The sequence below is a fragment of the Kitasatospora albolonga genome, assembly GCF_039535905.1.
GTDB classification, from domain to species: Bacteria; Actinomycetota; Actinomycetes; order Streptomycetales; family Streptomycetaceae; genus Kitasatospora; species Kitasatospora albolonga.
In genome coordinates this window covers 159,131-176,419 of record NZ_BAAAYB010000037.1, presented here as the reverse complement: position 1 = coordinate 176,419, position 17,289 = coordinate 159,131, and the positions used below count along the sequence as shown (strand labels likewise).

Here is a 17,289-nt window from a genome sequence, read left to right as displayed (position 1 = left end):
AGGACGACATGATTTCTCGCAAGACCCTCCAGGCGGCCGCAGCAGTCGTGGCCGTCGGCACCCTGACCCTCACCGCCTGCTCCAGCGGCGGTGGCGGTGGCACCAAGAGCGGCGACAAGGCCTCGGCCTCCCCGTCGAAGTTCAACGAGCACCCGAACATCGTGGTCGGCACCGCCGCGGACTCCCAGGGCCCGGCCAAGCCGGTCGAGGGCGCCAAGGCCGGTGGCACGGTCAAGAACATCGAGCGTGACGACTACGAGCACCTCGACCCGGCCCAGGTGTACTCCAACACCGGCTCCAACTTCTCCCTGCTGATCACCCGTGGCCTCACCGGCTACAAGCAGGAGGGCAACACCGTCAAGCTGGTCGGTGACCTCGCCACCGACACCGGTGTCGCGAGCGACGGCGGCAAGACCTGGACCTTCAAGCTGAAGGACGGCGTCAAGTGGGAGACCGGCGACGCCATCACCTCCGCTGACGTCAAGCACTCGATCGAGCGCTCCTTCGCCCCCTTCATCACCCAGGGCGCGACCTACGTCCAGCGCTGGCTGACCGAGGAGGACTACCGCAAGGCCTACACCGGCCCGTACGACGGCAAGCACCTCGACAACGTCACCACCCCGGACGAGAAGACCATCGTCTTCAAGTTCGCGAAGCCGCACGCCGACTTCAACTACGCGATGGCGATGACCACCTACGGTGTCGTCTCCCAGAAGGGTGACACCAAGGAGGAGTACGACAAGAAGCCGGTCTCCTCCGGCCCGTACAAGATCGTCAACCGGGTCACCGACAAGTCGCTGAGCCTCGAGCGGAACACCAACTGGGACGCGAAGACGGACCCGATCCGCCACGCCTACCCGGACAAGTGGAACTTCGAGTTCGGCTACCAGGCCATCCCGGCCACCGACAAGCTCCTCGCCGCCGACAAGGGCGAGGACGTCAACACCATGTCGTTCTACTCCGGCGTGGCCGGCGACCGCCTCCAGAAGGTGCTCGACGACGCCTCGGTGAAGGACCGTCTGGTCAAGGGCGAGAGCCCCTACGCCGACTACTACTACATCAACAACAAGAAGGTCACGGACCTCAAGGTCCGCCAGGCCCTCAACTACGCGTGGCCGCACCAGCAGATCCGCACCACGGAGGGTGGCCCGGCCACCGGCACCTACTCCACCACCCTGCTGAACCCGTCGGTCGCCGGCTTCCAGGACTACGACCTGTTCGGCAAGAAGGAGAAGCCGACCGGTGACCCGGAGAAGTCCAAGGCCCTGCTGAAGGAAGCGGGCAAGGAGAACTACAAGATCGTCTACGCGTACAACAACACGCCGAACCAGCAGAAGGTCTCGGTCGTCATCGAGGACGCGCTGAAGAAGGCCGGCTTCGAGGTCGTCCTCAAGCCGATCGACACCAAGACCTGGTACGACGAGATCTCCAAGGTCGACAAGCAGTTCGACGTCTTCTGGGGTGGCTGGGGCGCCGACTGGCCGAACGCCTCCACCGTCCTCCCGGTGCTGTTCGACGGCCGCCTGATCCAGGACGGCTCGAACAACTACGCCAACTTCAACGACCCCGAGGTCAACGCCGAGATCGACCGGATCCTCGACCTGGCCGACCTGAACGAGCAGAACAAGGCGTGGGGCGCCCTGGACAAGAAGATCATGGAGAAGGCCGCCCTGATCCCCGGCATCCAGGAGAAGTTCTACATCCTGCACGGTTCCAAGATCGGTGGCGCGACCTACGACGCGCTGGGCAAGATCATCTCCCCGAACGACGTGTTCGTGAAGCAGTGATCACAGCCTGACCGGTAGTACCCCCGTGGTGCCCGCCGCCGCCCAGCGCGGCGGCGGGCACCACAGCCACCCAGACGGATGGCGCGAAGTACCACAGCCCCAGCCCGCCCCACCACGCCGGCCGCCGAACACCCCCCGTGCGGACCAGGCGTGACATGCGATCAGGAGATCCCGCTCCCATGTTCCGCTTCCTCGTGCGCCGGACACTAGGTGCGGCTGTGATCCTATTGATCATCAGCGCCATCACCTTCTTCCTCTTCTACGCGGTCCCGGCCGACCCCGCCCGGTCCTTCTGCGGCAAGACCTGTGACGCGAGCACCCTGGCGCAGATCAAGGTCAACCTCGGGATGAACGAGTCGGTTCCGGCCCAGTACTGGCACTGGCTGGTCGGCATCTTCGCCGGCCGCGACTACGCCGCCTTCGGTGCCTGCGCGGCACCGTGCCTCGGCTACTCCTTCGCGAACAAGGAGCCGGTGCTCGGCACCATCCTGGACCGCTTCCCGGCCACCATCTCGCTCACCCTGGGCGCTGTGGTCGTCTTCCTGATCGTGGGCGTGGGCGCCGGCATGCTGGCCGCGCACAAGCAGGGCACCATCATCGACAAGGCCGCGAGCTCCATCTCGCTGTTCTTCTCCTCGATGCAGATCTACTTCATCGGCACCGTGGCGATGTACTTCCTGGTGTTCAAGAACCAGATCTTCACCCAGCCTCACTACAACAACTTCAGTGACGGCATCGGCGAGTGGTTCTCCGGTCTGCTGCTGGCCTGGCTGGTGCTGGCCCTGATCTTCACCGCCAACTACACCCGCATGACCCGTTCCTCGATGATCGAGCAGCTCACCGAGGAGCACGTGCGGACCGCACGGGCCAAGGGCATGTCCGGCCGCACCGTCTTCATGCGCTTCGCCTGGCGCGGTGCGATGGCCCAGATCGTCACCATCCTCGGCCTCGACCTGGGCTCGCTGCTCGGTGGCGCGATCATCACCGAGACCACCTTCAACATCCATGGCATCGGCAAGCTGTCCATCGCGGCGGTCGTCGACAACGACCTGCCGATGCTGATGGCGGTGGTCGTGGTGGCAGCCGCACTGATCGTCTTCTTCAACATCATCGTGGACGCCGTGTACGCCCTCATCGACCCCCGGATCCGTCTCGCATGAGCGCCATGAACCGCTCCGAGCACCGCACGACCCCACGAGGAGTACGCCCGTGACCACCCAGGCCAAGCCCCAGGCCGCCGCCGACCGGAGCGACAGCTCCGCCTTCCTCTCGGTCCGTGACCTCGCGGTCAGGTTCAAGACCGAGGACGGCATCGTCAACGCGGTGGACGGCCTCTCCTTCGAGGTCGAGAAGGGCACCACCCTCGGCATCGTCGGTGAGTCCGGCTCCGGCAAGTCCGTCACCAACCTGGCGATCCTCGGGCTGCACAACCCGGCCGTCACCACCATCACGGGCTCGATCCGGCTGGGCGAGGACGAGCTGGTGGGGATGACCAACCGTCAGCTGGAGCCGCTGCGCGGCAACAAGATGGCGATGATCTTCCAGGACCCGCTGACCGCGCTGTCGCCGTACTACACCATCGGCCGGCAGATCGGCGAGGTGTTCCGCAAGCACACCGGGGCCAGCAAGAAGGAGGCGCGGGACCGCGCCATCGAGATGCTGACCAAGGTCGGCATCCCGCAGCCGACCACCCGGGTGGACGACTACCCGCACCAGTTCTCGGGCGGCATGCGCCAGCGCGCGATGATCGCCATGTCGCTGGTCTGCGACCCCGACCTGCTGATCGCTGACGAGCCGACCACGGCGCTCGACGTGACCGTCCAGGCCCAGATCCTGGACCTGCTGAAGGACCTCCAGCAGGAGTTCGGCACCGCGATCATCATGATCACCCACGACCTCGGCGTGGTCGCCCAGACCGCCCACGACGTGATGGTCATGTACGCCGGCCGGGCGGTCGAGCGCGGCACCGTGCGCGAGGTTCTGAAGGCCCCTCAGCACCCCTACACCTGGGGCCTGCTGTCCTCGATGCCGAGCCTGAGCGGCCCGCTGGACGTCCCGCTGACCCCGGTCCGCGGCACCCCGCCGAGCCTCATCAACCTCCCGACGGGCTGCCCGTTCAACCCGCGCTGCGACCACCGGGAGCAGGTCACCGGCGGCAAGTGCACCAGCGAGCGTCCCGCGCTCGCCCCCGCCACCGGCCACGCCACCGCCTGCCACCTCGCCCCGGCGCAGAAGCAGGACATCTTCATCAACCAGATCCAGCCGCGGCTCGGCTGAACGGGACGGCGAATCACATGAGCGACCAGATCACCCTCGACAAGCCCGAGGGCACCGCCGCCCCGACCGGCACGCCGCTGCTGGAGATCAAGGGCCTGGAGAAGCACTTCCCGGTCCACGGCGGCTTCCTGATCAAGCGCAAGGTCGGCGCCGTGCACGCGGTGGACGGCATCGACCTGACCGTGCACGCCAACGAGTCGGTCGGCCTGGTCGGCGAGTCCGGCTGCGGCAAGTCGACCCTGGGCCGGCTGGTCACCCGGCTGCTGGAGCCCACCGGCGGAAGCATCAAGTACCAGGGCCAGGAGATCGCCCACGCCAGCCGCAGGGACATGGCGCCGATCCGGTCCGACATCCAGATGATCTTCCAGGACCCGTACTCCTCGCTGAACCCGCGTCAGACGGTCGGCGCCATCATCGGCGCGCCGATGGAGATCAACGGGATCGAGCCGGCCGGCGGCGTGCAGCGCCGGGTCCAGGAGCTGCTGGAGACCGTCGGTCTCAACCCGGAGCACTACAACCGCTTCCCGCACGAGTTCTCCGGCGGCCAGCGCCAGCGCATCGGCGTGGCCCGCGCGCTCTCGCTGAACCCGAAGCTGATCGTGGCCGACGAGCCGGTCTCCGCGCTCGACGTCTCGATCCAGGCCCAGGTCGTCAACCTGCTGCAGCAGCTGCAGAAGGAACTGGGCATCTCCTTCCTGTTCATCGCGCACGACCTCTCGATCGTCCGGCACTTCTCGCAGCGCGTCGCGGTGATGTACCTGGGCAAGATCGTCGAGATCGCGGACCGCAAGTCGCTGTACGAGAGCCCCCGGCACCCGTACACCCACGCGCTGCTCTCCGCCGTCCCGGAGGCCGACCCGGACGACGTCCGCGAGCGCATCCGGCTGGTCGGTGACGTCCCGTCGCCGATCAACCCGCCGTCCGGCTGCCGCTTCCGCACCCGCTGCTGGAAGGCGCAGGACAAGTGCGCGACGGAGGAGCCCCCGCTGGTCCAGCTCTCCGGCAACGTCGACGGCCACCTGACGGCCTGTCACTTCCCGGAGGAGGGCTCCACCTCGGTGCCCGAGCCCCGCACCGCCAAGGAACTCTGAGCACACCCCGAAGGGCCCCTCCCCACCCGGGAAGGGGCCCTTCGCCACACCCCGAACCACCCACCACCCGCCACCTGACGGCCTGCCACCTCCCCGGAGGGGAGCAAGAGCAGAGCCCGGAGGAGGGCTCCACCTCGGTCCCCGAGCCCCGCACCGCCAAGGAACTCTGAGCCCACGCCAAGGGCCCCTCCCCCACCCCGGGGAGGGGCCCTTGCTCATGCCTGGCCGTTCTCGCGGTCCTCCTCGCGCTCCGCCGCGAAGTGGCAGGCCGAGTCGTGCAGGGCCAGCCCCTGGAGCCAGGGCCGGCCGGTGAGTTCCGGGACCTCCTCGGCGCACTTGGGCTGGGCCTTCCAGCAGCGGGTGCGGAAGCGGCAGCCGCTGGGCGGCTTGGCGGGTGACGGCACGTCACCGGTGAGCACGATCCGGTCCCGCGACTCGCGGGCGCTCGGGTCCGGCACCGGCACGGCCGACAGCAGGGCCTGGGTGTACGGGTGGGTGGCGTGGTCGTAGATCTCCAGGTCGCTGCCGATCTCGACCATCTTGCCGAGGTACATCACGCCGACCCGGTCGGAGATGTGACGGACGATCGAGAGGTCGTGGGCGATGAACATGTAGGAGAGGTTGAACTCCGTCTGGAGCTTCTCCAGCAGGTTGATCACCTGCGCCTGGACCGAGACGTCCAGCGCCGAGACCGGCTCGTCGCAGATGATCACCTCCGGCTTGAGCGCCAACCCCCGGGCGATCCCGATCCGCTGCCGCTGCCCGCCGGAGAACTGGTGCGGGTACCGGTTGATGTACTCCGGGTTCAGGCCCACCACGTCCAGCAGGTCCTGCACCGCCTTGCGGCGGTCCCCCTTCGGCGCCACCTCGGGGTGGATCTCGAAGGGCTCGCCGATGATGTCGCCCACCGTCATGCGGGGGTTGAGCGAGGTGTACGGGTCCTGGAAGACCATCTGGATGTTGCGCCGCACCGCCTTGAGCGCGGACCCGCTCAGCCGGGAGATCTCCTCCCCCTTGTAGCGGACCGAGCCCGAGGTGGCCGGCTCCAGGTTCATCAGCACCTTGGCCAGGGTGGACTTGCCGCAGCCCGACTCGCCGACGATGCCCAGCGTCTCGCCCTGCATCAGGTCGAAGGAGACCCCGTCCACGGCCTTGACCGCGCCGACCTGCTTCTTGAAGAGGATGCCCTTGGTCAGCGGGAAGTGCTTGACCAGGTCCCGCACTTCGAGGATCGGCTCGCCCCGGGGCACCTCCTGCTCGAAGGCCACCTCCTCCGGGAGGGCCGCGCCGAGCGCGCTCGCGCCGTTAGGAGGCGTCATCGAGGGTCTCCTTCCAGAAGAAGCAGGCACTGCGCCGGCCCGGCAGCTCGGCCCCGTCCGGCCCGGTCACCTGGTAGAGCGGCGGGACGTCCTGGCGGCAGACCTCCTGGGCCCGCGGGCAGCGCGGGTTGAAGGCGCAGCCCGGCGGGATGCGGAGCAGGTTGGGCGGCAGGCCCTTGATCGCGTAGAGCTCGTGGCCCTTCTGGTCGAGCCGGGGGATGGAGTCCAGCAGGCCCCGGGTGTACGGGTGGGCCGGCCGGGCGTAGAGCTCGTGCACCGGGGCGGTCTCGACGATCCGGCCCGCGTACATGACCGCGATCTTGTCCGCGACGTCGGCGACCACGCCGAGGTCGTGGGTGATCAGGATCAGGCCCATGTGGTACTCGGCCTGCAGCTCCGCCAGCAGGTCCATCACCTGGGCCTGCACCGTCACGTCGAGCGCTGTGGTGGGCTCGTCGGCGATGATCAGGTCCGGCTCCAGGGCCAGCGCCATGGCGATCATGATGCGCTGGCGCATGCCGCCGGAGAACTGGTGCGGGTAGTCGCCGACCCGGTCCTTGGCGGCCGGGATGCGCACCCGGTCCATCAGCTCGATGGCCTTGAGCTTGGCGGCCTTGCCGGACATGCCCCGGTGGGCGCGGTACATCTCGCCGAGCTGGTGCCCGACGGTGAGCACCGGGTTGAGCGAGGAGAGCGCGTCCTGGAAGATCATCGCGATCTTCTGGCCGCGGATCTGCCGCCGGGCCTCCCGGTCCATCTTCAGCATGTCCTGGCCGCGGAAGCGGATCTCGCCCTGCGGGATCCGGGCCGGCGGCATGTCGAGGATGCCCATGATCGCCTGCGCGGTGACGGACTTCCCGGAGCCGGACTCGCCCAGCACCGCCAGGGTCTCGCCCGCGCTGACGCTGTAGTTCACCCCGTTGACGGCCTTGGCCACCCCGTCCCGGGTCTTGAACTCCACGTGCAGGTCCCGGACTTCGAGCAGCGGGCCCTCGTACGGGGCTTCCCGGGCGGGCTTCTTGGTGTCGACTGCGGTGGTCATCGCCTTCGTTCCGCCTCTCTCAGCGCAGCTTCGGGTCGAGGGCGTCGCGGACCGCGTCGCCCATCATGATGAAGGCCAGCACCGTGAGGCTGAGCGCGGCGGCCGGGAAGAACAGCGCGAACGGCGCGGTCCGGATCACCCGCTGGGCCGAGGAGATGTCCACGCCCCAGGAGATGGTCGGGTCCTGGAGGCCGATGCCGAGGAAGCTCAGCGTGGCCTCGGCGGTGATGTAGCCGCCGAGCGCGATGGTGGCCACCACGATCACCGGGGCGATCGCGTTCGGCAGGATGTGACGGACCATCAGCCGCGGGGTCCCGGCGCCGAGCGCCTTGCCGGCCACCACGTAGTCGGCCTGCTTGACCGTCAGCACCGAGCCGCGCATCACGCGGGCCAGCTGGGTCCAGCCGAGCACCGCCAGGGCGATCACCACGGACCAGACGGTGCGGGTGGTGAAGGCGTTCAGCAGCACCAGGGCGCCGAGCAGCAGCGGGATGCCGAAGAAGATGTCGATGATCCGGGAGATCACCGCGTCCACCCAGCCGCCGAAGTACCCGGCCACCATGCCGGTCACCCCGCCGAGCAGGGTGACGGCGAGGGTGACGCAGACGCCGACGATGATCGAGGCGCGGGCGCCGTAGATCACCCGGGCGTAGATCGAGCGGCCCTGACCGTCGTAGCCGAACCAGCCGGCGCCGAACACGTCGGCCCAGTCCGGCTTGCGCAGGTAGTTCTGGGCCAGGTTCGCCTGTCGCGGGTCGGTGCTGGTGAACAGGCTGGGCCAGACCGCCATCAGCACCAGCAGCACGATCAGCAGGGCCGAGATGATGAAGATCGGCCGCCGCCGCAGGTCCCGCCAGGCGTCGCCCCAGAGGCTGCGGGCCTCCTCCCGCTTGGCCGGATCGGGCTGGTTCAGGGTGTCCTGCGCCACCGCCAGCCCCTGCTGGCCGACGTAGTCCAGGTGGTCGCTGTCGGTCGGCGGGATGCGCCGCAGCGGGTCGTGCTCGTCGGGGAGGTCGTTGCTAGGCATAGCGGATCCTCGGGTCCAGGATGGCGTAGAGCAGGTCCACCACGAGGCTGGCCACCAGGTAGACGATCACCAGCACGGTGACGATGCCGACGACGGTCGGGCCCTCCTTGGTCCGGATCGCCTTGTAGAGGATGTTGCCGACGCCCGCGATGTTGAAGATGCCCTCGGTGACGATCGCGCCGCCCATCAGGGCGCCCAGGTCGGTGCCCAGGAAGGTGACCACCGGGATCAGCGAGTTGCGCAGCAGGTGGCGCCCGATGATGGTCCGCCGGGGCAGGCCCTTGGCCACCGCGGTGCGCATGTAGTCGGCCCGCAGGTTCTCGCCGATCGAGGTCCGGGTGAGCCGGGCCACGTAGGCCAGCGAGAGCGAGGCCAGCACCAGCCCCGGCAGGATCAGTTGGAGGATGTCGGTGGAGTCCTGGACGGTGGCGGTGACCCAGCCGAGGTCGATCGCGAAGATGGTCTGCGCGATGTAGCCGAGCACGAAGACCGGGATCGAGATGACGATCAGGGTCAGGATGAGCACCGCCGTGTCGGCGAAGGAGCCGCGCTTGAGGCCGGCCAGCAGGCCGAGCGGCAGACCGATCACGATCTCGAAGAAGAAGGCGACCAGGGCCAGCCGGATGGTCACCGGGAAGGCGTCGGCCATGATCTCGGAGACCGGGCGGCCGGTGAAGCTGGTGCCGAAGTCCAGCTGGAAGACGTTGCCCATGTAGATCAGGTACTGCTTCCACCAGGGCTCGTCGAGGTGGTACTGGTGCCGCAGGTTGGCCACGGTCGCCGGGTCGGCCGCCTTGTCGCCGAACATCGCCGCGATCGGGTCGCCGGGCAGGGTGTACACCATGATGAAGATCAGGAACGTGGCACCGAAGAAGACCGGGATCATCTGGAGCACGCGCCGGATGACGTAGTGGCCCATCGAACCTCCTTCCGAGGGGGTGACTTGGTGCCCGGGCCCCGCCCTCCCCGAGGAGGGAGGGCGGGGCCGGCGGGGGTGGGTGTCAGCCCTTGACCTCGACCTGGGTCCAGGCCGGGTTGCCGAAGGAGTCGAACTTCACGTTCTGCACCTTGGTGGAGTAGCCGGAGTTGGTCCGGTAGTACCAGAGCGGGATCGCCGGCATGTCCTGGGCGAGCACCGCCTCGGCCTTCTGGTAGTCCGAGGCCGAGTCCTGGATCGAGGCGGCCTGGTCGGCCTGGTTCGCCAGCTGGTCGAACTGGGGGCTGCTGTAGCCGAAGTCGTTCGAGGCGGCGCCGGTCTTGTAGACGTCGGACAGGAAGTTCGCGTTCAGCGGGTAGTCCTGCACCCAGCCGGTGCGGAAGGCGCCGTTGATGGTGTGTCCGGTGATGGCCGCGCGGGCGGTCTTGAAGTCGGTCTTCGGGTCGCCGACGCAGTCCACCCCGGTGGACTGGCGGATGGAGTTGCAGACCGCGTCCACCCACTCCTTGTGCCCGCCGTCGGCGTTGTAGGTGATGGTCAGCTTGTTGCCGGGGACGCCGCCGCCCTCGGTGATCAGCTGCTTGGCCTTGGCGGCGTCGAAGGTGCAGGAGTCGCCGCAGGTACCGGACTTGAAGCCCTCGACGCCCTCGGCCACCCAGGAGTTGGCCGGCTTGCGGGAGCTCTGGAGCACCGTCTTGGTGATGGTGTCGCGGTCGATCGCCATCGACAGGCCCTGCCGCACCTTGGCCTTGTTCGCTCCGGCCCAGTCGGCCTGGTAGAGCGTGAAGCCGATGTTCTGGATGGCGCCCTGCGGGGCGTCGATCGCCCGGTCGCCGAGGTCGTTCTTGTAGTTGGCCAGCGCCGACGGCGGCACCTGGTCCATCACGTCGAGGTTGTTGGACTGCAGGTCCGCGTAGGCGGCCTCGGCGGTGGTGTACATCTTGAACACCACGCCGCCGTTCTTCGGCTTGTCCACGCCCTGGTAGTTCGCGAAGGCCTTGGTGGTGATCTGCGCGTTGTGGTCCCAGCTGACGAACTCGTACGGGCCGTTGCCCACCGGCTTCTGGCCGTACCCGGACGGGTCCTTGAAGAAGCCGTCCGGCAGCGGGGAGAAGGCGATGTAGCCCAGCTTGTACGGGAAGTAGGAGACCTTGCCGCTGAGCTTGATGGTGAAGTGGGTGTCGTCCACCACCGTGAGGCCCGACATGGTGGTCTTGGTGCCCGCGCCCTTGGCCGGGTGGACGTCCGCGTAGCCCTCGATGTCGGAGAACCAGGAGCTGTTGATCTGGTTGTTCGCCGTGGTGGCGGCCCAGTTCCAGGCGTCCACGAAGTTCTTCGCCTTGACCGGCGTGCCGTCGTGGAAGGTCCAGCCGGTCTTCAGGGTGACGTTGAAGGTCTGCGAGTCACTGGTGTCGATCTTGTCGGCCACCTGCATCCGCAGCTTGCCGTCCGAGGGGTCGTAGTCCGCCAGCCCCTTGAACAGGTTCTGCGTGATGCGGCCGCCGCCGACCTCGTTGGCGTTCGCCGGCTGGAGCGGGTTCTGCGGCTCGCTGCTCTGGTAGCTGAAGGTCTTGCTGGCGTCGGAGGAGCCTCCTCCCCCGCCGCTGCTACCGCATCCGGTGGCCACCAGGGCCACGGATGTCGCACCGACTACGGCCCAGCGGACTCTGGTGGCTGCGGGCATCGAGCTTCCTCCTCAGGGGTCTGTGACGCATCACACCCCATTCGAAGGGCACCGGCCGCACGGCGCGACCGTGGTACGGCCGGATGGGTGCCCGCCGCTACGCCGACGGCCCCACAGCGGGGAGCTGTGGGGCCGTCAGACTGAGCGGGCGTCAGATCGCGCCGTGGTTCACCCGTGGCTCACGCCGCGGTGAGCTCGCGCTCGGCGGCGAAGTGGCAGGCCGACTCGTGTGCCGCCGGGCCGTCCAGGGACGGCACCGCCAGCAGCGGGAGCTCGGTGGAGCAGCGCTCCTCCGCCTTCCAGCAGCGGGTGCGGAAGCGGCAGCCGGACGGCGGGTTGGCCGGCGAGGGGATGTCGCCCTGGAGCACGATCCGGTCCCGGTTGGCGCGGGCCGTCGGGTCCGGCACCGGCACCGCGGAGAGCAGTGCCTGGGTGTACGGGTGGGTGGCGTGCTCGTAGATCTCCTCGTCCGTGCCGATCTCGACCATCTTGCCGAGGTACATCACGCCGACCCGGTCGGAGATGTGACGGACGATCGAGAGGTCGTGGGCGATGAACATGTAGGAGAGCTCGAAGTCCTTCTGGAGCTGCTCCAGCAGGTTGATCACCTGGGCCTGGACCGAGACGTCGAGCGCGGAGACCGGCTCGTCGCAGATGATGACCTCGGGCTTGAGGGCCAGGCCGCGGGCGATGCCGATGCGCTGGCGCTGGCCGCCGGAGAACTGGTGCGGGTACCGGTTGATGTACTCCGGGTTCAGCCCGACCACGTCCAGCAGGTCCTGCACCGCCTTGCGGCGGTCGCCCTTCGGCGCCACCTCGGGGTGGATCTCGTACGGCTCGCCGATGATGTCGCCCACCGTCATGCGGGGGTTGAGCGAGGTGTACGGGTCCTGGAAGACCATCTGGATGTTGCGGCGGACGGCCTTCAGCGCGGCGCCCGAGAGCTTGGAGATGTCCTCGCCCTTGTAGAGCACCTGGCCGGAGGTGGCCCGCTCCAGGTTCATCAGCACCTTGGCCAGGGTGGACTTGCCACAGCCCGACTCGCCGACGATGCCCAGCGTCTCACCGCGCATCAGGTCGAAGGAGATCCCGTCAACGGCCTTGACCGCGCCGACCTGCTTCTTGAAGAGGACGCCGGCGGTCAGCGGGTAGTGCTTGACCAGGTCCTTCACCTCCAGGATGGGCTCAGCCATGGAGGGTCTCCTTCCAGAGGTGGCAGGCGCTCTTGCGGCCGGCGAGCTCGGCGCCGTCCTTGTCGAGCACCTGGTGCAGCGCGGGGATCTCGCTGCGGCACAGGTCGGTGGCCCGGTCGCAGCGCGGGTTGAAGGCGCAACCGGCGGGCACCTTCAGCAGGTTGGGCGGCAGGCCCTTGATCGCGTAGAGCTCCTGGCCCTTCTGGTCCAGGCGCGGGATCGAGCGCAGCAGGCCCTCGGTGTACGGGTGCGCCGGGTTGGCGTAGAGCTCGTGCACCGGGGCGGTCTCGACGATCCGGCCCGCGTACATGACCGCGATCTTGTCCGCGACGTCGGCGACCACGCCGAGGTCGTGGGTGATCAGGATCAGGCCCATGTGGTACTCGGCCTGGAGCTCGGCGAGCAGGTCCATCACCTGGGCCTGGACGGTGACGTCCAGGGCGGTGGTGGGCTCGTCGGCGATGATCAGGTCCGGCTCCAGGGCCAGCGCCATGGCGATCATGATGCGCTGGCGCATGCCGCCGGAGAACTGGTGCGGGTAGTCGCCCACGCGCTGACGGGCGGCCGGGATGCGCACCCGGTCCATCAGCTCGATGGCCTTCTCCTTGGCCTCCTTGCGGGAGGCGCCCTGGTGCACCCGGAACATCTCGCCGAGCTGGTAGCCCACCGAGAGCACGGGGTTGAGGGAGGAGAGCGCGTCCTGGAAGATCATCGCGATCTTGCGGCCGCGGATCTTCCGGCGCTCCTCGTTGGACATCTTCAGCATGTCCTGGCCGCGGTACAGGATCTCCCCGGAGGTGACCCGGCCGGGCGGCATGTCGAGGATGCCCATGATGGTCTGCGCGGTCACGGACTTGCCGGAGCCGGACTCGCCGAGGACGGCGAGGGTCTCGCCCGCGCTGACGCTGTAGTTCACCCCGTTGACGGCCTTGGCGATGCCGTCCTTGGTCTTGAACTCGACGTGCAGGTCCCGGACTTCGAGCAGCGGGGTGCCCGGAGTGAGCCTCGGCTCGGACTGCGTCTTCTCGATGACGGTGGTCATGCTCGATCCCTCTCTCAGCGCAGCTTCGGGTCGAGGGCGTCGCGCACGGCGTCGCCCATCATGATGAAGGCCAGCACCGTGAGGCTGAGCATCCCGGCCGGGAAGAACAGCGCGAACGGGGCGGTGCGGATCACCTTCTGGGCCGAGTTGATGTCGATGCCCCAGGAGATGGTCGGGTCCTGGAGGCCGATGCCCAGGAAGCTCAGCGTGGCCTCGGTGGCGATGTAGCCGCCGAGCGCGATGGTGGCGACCACGATCACCGGGGCGATCGCGTTCGGCAGCACGTGCTTGAGCAGGATGCGGCCGGTGCCGGCGCCGAGCGCCTTGGCGGCGGTGACGTAGTCGGCCTGCTTGACGGTGATCACCGAGCCGCGCATCACGCGGGCCATCTGGGTCCAGCCGAGCACCGTGAGCGCGAAGACCACGGACCAGACGGTGCGCTCGGTGAAGGCGTTCAGCACCACCAGGCAGCCGAGCAGCAGCGGGATGCCGAAGAAGATGTCGGTCAGGCGCGACAGCAGGGTGTCGATCCAGCCGCCGAAGTACCCGGCCAGCATCCCGACGAAGCCACCGGTGATGGTGACCGCGGCGGTGACGCAGATGCCCACGATGATCGAGGCGCGGGCGCCGTACACCACGCGGGCGTAGATCGACCGGCCCTGGCCGTCGTAGCCGAACCAGTCGGCCTGGAAGAAGTGGGTGTAGTTCGGCGCGCTCAGGTAGTGGTTGCGCAGGTCGCCGGCGCGCGGGTCCACCGAGGTGAACAGGCCGGGCACCACGGTCATCACGACCAGGACCAGGATGAGCGCGGCCGAGATCAGGAAGATCGGCCGGCGGCGCAGGTCCTCCCAGGCGTCCGAGCCGAGGCTGCGGGCCTTCTCCGGCTTGGGCTCCGCGACGGTGCCCCGCTGGGCCGGGATCGCGGGGGTCTTCTTCTTCTCGATCAGGTCAGGCATACCGAATCCTCGGGTCCAGGACCGCGTAGAGCAGGTCGACGATCAGGCTGGCGACGAGGTAGACGATCACGAGGACGACCACGAAGCCGACGACCGTCGCGCCTTCCTTCTGGTTGATCGCGCGGAAGAGCGCGTTGCCGACGCCCTTGACGTTGAAGATGCCCTCGGTGACGATCGCGCCGCCCATCAGGGCGCCCAGGTCGGTGCCCAGGAAGGTGACCACCGGGATCATCGAGTTGCGCAGCAGGTGGGTGCCGATGACCTTGCGGCGCGGCAGGCCCTTGGCGATCGCGGTCCGGATGTAGTCGGCCTTGATGTTCTCCACGATCGAGGTGCGGCTCAGCCGGGCCACGTAGGCCAGCGAGAGCGAACCCAGCACGATGGCGGGCAGCAGCAGGTCGATCCACTTGTCCGAGTTCACCGGCACGGTGGGGGTCACCCAGCCGAGCTGGGTGGCGAAGACGTTCTGGAAGATGTAGCCGAGCACCGGAACCGGGATCGAGATCAGCACCAGGGTGAAGACCAGGGTGCCCTTGTCCGCGAGCTTGCCGCGCTTGAGGCCGGCCAGCAGGCCGATCCCGACGCCGAAGACGATCTCGATGGCGAAGGCCATCAGCGCGAGCCGCACCGTCACCGGCAGCGCCTCGGAGATCACGTCGATGACCTGACGGCCCGACATGGTCTCGCCGAAGTTCCCGGTGAACAGGTCGCCCATGTAGTTCAGGTACTGCTGCCACATCGGCAGGTCGAGGCCCAAGCGGTGCTTGAAGGCCGCGAGTTGGGCCGGGTCCGGCGCCTTGTCGCCCCACATCGCGGCGACCGGGTCGCCCGGGAGCACGCGGACCATGAAGAAGATCAGCGCGGTGGTCCCCAGGAAGACCGGGATCATTTGGAGCAGTCGCCTCGCGACAAAGCGCCCCATCGTGCCTCCAATTGCTGCTCTCTGACGGGGCGTCATCCCGATTTCAGAGGTTCTAGGCGTGCCGACGGCCGGTGCCGGACCGCCCTCGTGGGGTGGTCGTGGACACCGGCCGTCGTCGAGTCAGGCCAGTGTGGTGGTGGCCCTGGTTACTTCTGCTTGACCTCGACCTGGGTGAAGACCGGGTCACCGAAGGAGTCGTACTTCACGTTCTGGACGTTCTTCGAGTAACCGGCGGTCGTCTTGTAGTACCAGAGCGGGATGGCCGGCATGTCCTTGGCCAGCTCGGCCTCGGCCTTCTGGTACAGCTCGGCGGTCTTCTCGACCGTGGTCGCCTTGTCCGCCTCGGCGGCGTACTTGTCGAACTCGGCGGACGAGTAGCCCGCGTCGTTCGCGGCGGCACCGGTGCCGTAGACGTCACGCAGGAAGTTGGCGTTCAGGGGGTAGTCCTGCACCCAGCCGGTCCGCATCATGCTCTGGACCTGCTTCTTCTTGATGATGTCGCGCGAGGTCTTGAAGTCCGGCTTCGCGTCGCCGACGCACTCCACGCCGGTGGACTGGCGGATGGAGTTGCAGACCGCGTCCACCCACTCCTTGTGGCCGCCGTCGGCGTTGTAGACCACGGTGATCTTGTTGTTCGGGACGCCGCCGCCCTCGGTCACCAGCTGCTTGGCCTTGGCCGGGTTGAAGGTGCAGGCCTCGCCGCAGGTGTTGTCCTTGTAGCCCATCGCACCGGGGGCGACCCAGCTGTTGGCCGCCTGGCGGGAGCCGTTCAGCACGGTCTTGGTGATGGTGTCGCGGTCGATCGCCATCGACAGGCCCTGGCGGACCTTGGCCTTGTCGACGCCCTTCCAGCCGTCCTGGTACATCGCGAAGGAGATGTTCTGGATGGCGCCCTGGGCCTGGTCGACCGCGCGGTCACCGAGGTCGTTCTTGTACGAGGCCAGGTTCGACGGGTCGACCTGGTCGAGCACGTCCAGGTTGTCGGAGACCAGGTCCTTGTACGCGGCGTCGGCCTGCGCGTAGTTCTTGAAGACGATGCCGCCGTTCTTCGGCTTGTCGCTGCCCGCGTACTTGTCGTAGGAGGCGACGGTGACGGCCTGGTTGTGCTCCCACGAGACGAACTTGTAGGGGCCGTTGCCGACCGGCTTCTGGCCGTAGGCCGCCGGGTCGGTGAAGAACGCCTTCGGCAGCGGCGAGAAGGCCGTGTAGCCGAGCTTGTACTGGAAGTACGAGACCGGGCCGGTCAGCTTGATGGTGAAGTGGGTGTCGTCGACGACGGCCAGACCGGACATCTTGTCGGCGGTCGGGTCACCCTTCTCCGGGTGGACGGCGTCGTAGCCCTCGATGTCGGAGAACCAGTCCGAGTTGATCTGGTTGTTCTTGGTGTTGGCGGCCCAGTTCCAGGCGTCCACGAAGGAGGCCGCGGTCACCGGGGTGCCGTCGTGGAAGGTCCAGCCGGACTTCAGGGTGACGGTGTAGTTCTGCGCGTCGGTGGTCTCGATCTTGTCGGCGACCTGGTTGCGCAGCGAACCGTTGGTGGGGTCGTAGTCCACCAGGCCCTTGAACAGGGTCTTGATGATGCGACCGCCACCGACCTCCATGGCATTGGCCGGCTGGAGCGGGTTCTGCGGCTCGGAGCTCTGGTAGCTGAACGTCCCGGCCGCGTTGGCCGCTCCGCCCTCGCTCGACGACGAACCGCTACCGCAGGCGGTGGCCGCGAGGGCGACCGCGACGGCTGCGACGACCCACTTGGCCTGGCTGGCACCGCGCATGGGTGTGCCTCCTGAATCCGTGTTGCATACGTGGAGCGCACCGCAGGGGGACTGGCCGGCGTCATCGCCGTTGGCCAGGCGGTGCTTTCCTCGCTCAGGCTTCGGCGCGCACCCCTGCGCGAAACCCTGGACCCGAGCTCGACTGGCTCCACTATCCGTCACGCAGGGATACGAACTACGCCATTACCGATCTCAATTTGGTCACATGAAATCTCGGTAAACGGACATTCCAGACATACC

Annotated in this window: 14 protein-coding genes; 4 read left to right on the top strand and 10 right to left on the bottom strand. The window is 67.9% G+C overall.

Annotation, left to right across the window (positions count from 1 at the left end; all coding sequences use genetic code 11):
• Positions 1-8 precede the first annotated feature (8 nt).
• From ABD946_RS10230 to ABD946_RS10215, 4 genes are all read left to right on the top strand, one after another.
• Positions 9-1,787, top strand: coding sequence for an ABC transporter substrate-binding protein (locus ABD946_RS10230; protein WP_345282177.1), 1,779 nt, complete (start codon positions 9-11; stop codon positions 1,785-1,787).
• Positions 1,788-1,966: 179 nt separating this feature from the next.
• Positions 1,967-2,947, top strand: coding sequence for an ABC transporter permease (locus ABD946_RS10225; RefSeq protein WP_345282174.1), 981 nt, complete (start codon positions 1,967-1,969; stop codon positions 2,945-2,947).
• Positions 2,948-2,996: 49 nt separating this feature from the next.
• Positions 2,997-4,064, top strand: a complete 1,068-nt coding sequence (locus tag ABD946_RS10220) for an ABC transporter ATP-binding protein (protein WP_345282172.1) — start codon at positions 2,997-2,999, stop codon at positions 4,062-4,064.
• A gap of 17 nt (positions 4,065-4,081) precedes the next feature.
• Positions 4,082-5,155: an ABC transporter ATP-binding protein gene (locus ABD946_RS10215; RefSeq protein ID WP_345282170.1), complete on the top strand. Its 1,074-nt coding sequence runs from the start codon at positions 4,082-4,084 to the stop codon at positions 5,153-5,155.
• Between the two features lie 215 nt (positions 5,156-5,370).
• On the opposite strand, the gene ABD946_RS10210 is transcribed toward ABD946_RS10215, so the two are convergent.
• The 10 genes from ABD946_RS10210 to ABD946_RS10165 all read right to left on the bottom strand — a co-directional run bounded on the left by ABD946_RS10210 (position 5,371) and on the right by ABD946_RS10165 (position 17,049).
• Positions 5,371-6,474, bottom strand: coding sequence for an ABC transporter ATP-binding protein (locus ABD946_RS10210; protein ID WP_345282168.1), 1,104 nt, complete (start codon positions 6,472-6,474; stop codon positions 5,371-5,373).
• Positions 6,461-7,516 carry an ABC transporter ATP-binding protein gene (locus tag ABD946_RS10205; RefSeq protein WP_345282166.1) on the bottom strand — a complete coding sequence of 352 codons (1,056 nt, stop codon included), beginning with the start codon at positions 7,514-7,516 and terminating at the stop codon, positions 6,461-6,463. Before ABD946_RS10205 ends, ABD946_RS10210 begins: the two co-directional genes overlap by 14 nt.
• 19 nt (positions 7,517-7,535) lie before the next feature.
• Positions 7,536-8,543, bottom strand: a complete 1,008-nt coding sequence (locus ABD946_RS10200) for an ABC transporter permease (RefSeq protein ID WP_345282164.1) — start codon at positions 8,541-8,543, stop codon at positions 7,536-7,538.
• Positions 8,536-9,462, bottom strand: coding sequence for an ABC transporter permease (locus ABD946_RS10195; protein ID WP_345282162.1), 927 nt, complete (start codon positions 9,460-9,462; stop codon positions 8,536-8,538). The genes ABD946_RS10200 and ABD946_RS10195 overlap by 8 nt, the downstream gene beginning before the upstream one ends.
• An 82-nt stretch (positions 9,463-9,544) precedes the next feature.
• Positions 9,545-11,164 (bottom strand): peptide ABC transporter substrate-binding protein, encoded by a 1,620-nt coding sequence (locus tag ABD946_RS10190; protein WP_345282160.1) that lies wholly within the window; start codon positions 11,162-11,164, stop codon positions 9,545-9,547.
• 179 nt (positions 11,165-11,343) lie between these two features.
• Positions 11,344-12,357 (bottom strand): ABC transporter ATP-binding protein, encoded by a 1,014-nt coding sequence (locus ABD946_RS10185; RefSeq protein ID WP_345282158.1) that lies wholly within the window; start codon positions 12,355-12,357, stop codon positions 11,344-11,346.
• Entirely contained in the window at positions 12,350-13,399 is a 1,050-nt protein-coding gene (locus ABD946_RS10180; RefSeq protein ID WP_345282156.1) for an ABC transporter ATP-binding protein, read from the bottom strand. Before ABD946_RS10180 ends, ABD946_RS10185 begins: the two co-directional genes overlap by 8 nt.
• 14 nt (positions 13,400-13,413) lie before the next feature.
• On the bottom strand, positions 13,414-14,355 hold the full coding sequence (locus ABD946_RS10175; RefSeq protein ID WP_345282154.1) for an ABC transporter permease: 942 nt from the start codon (positions 14,353-14,355) through the stop codon (positions 13,414-13,416).
• Positions 14,348-15,277, bottom strand: coding sequence for an ABC transporter permease (locus tag ABD946_RS10170; protein ID WP_345282152.1), 930 nt, complete (start codon positions 15,275-15,277; stop codon positions 14,348-14,350). The genes ABD946_RS10175 and ABD946_RS10170 overlap by 8 nt, the downstream gene beginning before the upstream one ends.
• A gap of 146 nt (positions 15,278-15,423) precedes the next feature.
• On the bottom strand, positions 15,424-17,049 hold the full coding sequence (locus ABD946_RS10165) for a peptide ABC transporter substrate-binding protein (RefSeq protein WP_345282150.1): 1,626 nt from the start codon (positions 17,047-17,049) through the stop codon (positions 15,424-15,426).
• Positions 17,050-17,289 lie beyond the last annotated feature (240 nt).

Excerpts from the sequence above, each read along its gene's own strand:
- ABD946_RS10230 (WP_345282177.1), top strand. The coding sequence starts at position 9 with ATGATTTCTCGCAAGACCCTCCAGGCGGCCGCAGCAGTCGTGGCCGTC.
- ABD946_RS10225 (WP_345282174.1), top strand. The coding sequence starts at position 1,967 with ATGTTCCGCTTCCTCGTGCGCCGGACACTAGGTGCGGCTGTGATCCTA.
- ABD946_RS10215 (WP_345282170.1), top strand. The coding sequence starts at position 4,082 with ATGAGCGACCAGATCACCCTCGACAAGCCCGAGGGCACCGCCGCCCCG.
- ABD946_RS10210 (WP_345282168.1), bottom strand. The coding sequence starts at position 6,474 with ATGACGCCTCCTAACGGCGCGAGCGCGCTCGGCGCGGCCCTCCCGGAG.
- ABD946_RS10205 (WP_345282166.1), bottom strand. The coding sequence starts at position 7,516 with ATGACCACCGCAGTCGACACCAAGAAGCCCGCCCGGGAAGCCCCGTAC.
- ABD946_RS10200 (WP_345282164.1), bottom strand. The coding sequence starts at position 8,543 with ATGCCTAGCAACGACCTCCCCGACGAGCACGACCCGCTGCGGCGCATC.
- ABD946_RS10195 (WP_345282162.1), bottom strand. The coding sequence starts at position 9,462 with ATGGGCCACTACGTCATCCGGCGCGTGCTCCAGATGATCCCGGTCTTC.
- ABD946_RS10190 (WP_345282160.1), bottom strand. The coding sequence starts at position 11,164 with ATGCCCGCAGCCACCAGAGTCCGCTGGGCCGTAGTCGGTGCGACATCC.
- ABD946_RS10185 (WP_345282158.1), bottom strand. The coding sequence starts at position 12,357 with ATGGCTGAGCCCATCCTGGAGGTGAAGGACCTGGTCAAGCACTACCCG.
- ABD946_RS10180 (WP_345282156.1), bottom strand. The coding sequence starts at position 13,399 with ATGACCACCGTCATCGAGAAGACGCAGTCCGAGCCGAGGCTCACTCCG.
- ABD946_RS10175 (WP_345282154.1), bottom strand. The coding sequence starts at position 14,355 with ATGCCTGACCTGATCGAGAAGAAGAAGACCCCCGCGATCCCGGCCCAG.
- ABD946_RS10170 (WP_345282152.1), bottom strand. The coding sequence starts at position 15,277 with ATGGGGCGCTTTGTCGCGAGGCGACTGCTCCAAATGATCCCGGTCTTC.
- ABD946_RS10165 (WP_345282150.1), bottom strand. The coding sequence starts at position 17,049 with ATGCGCGGTGCCAGCCAGGCCAAGTGGGTCGTCGCAGCCGTCGCGGTC.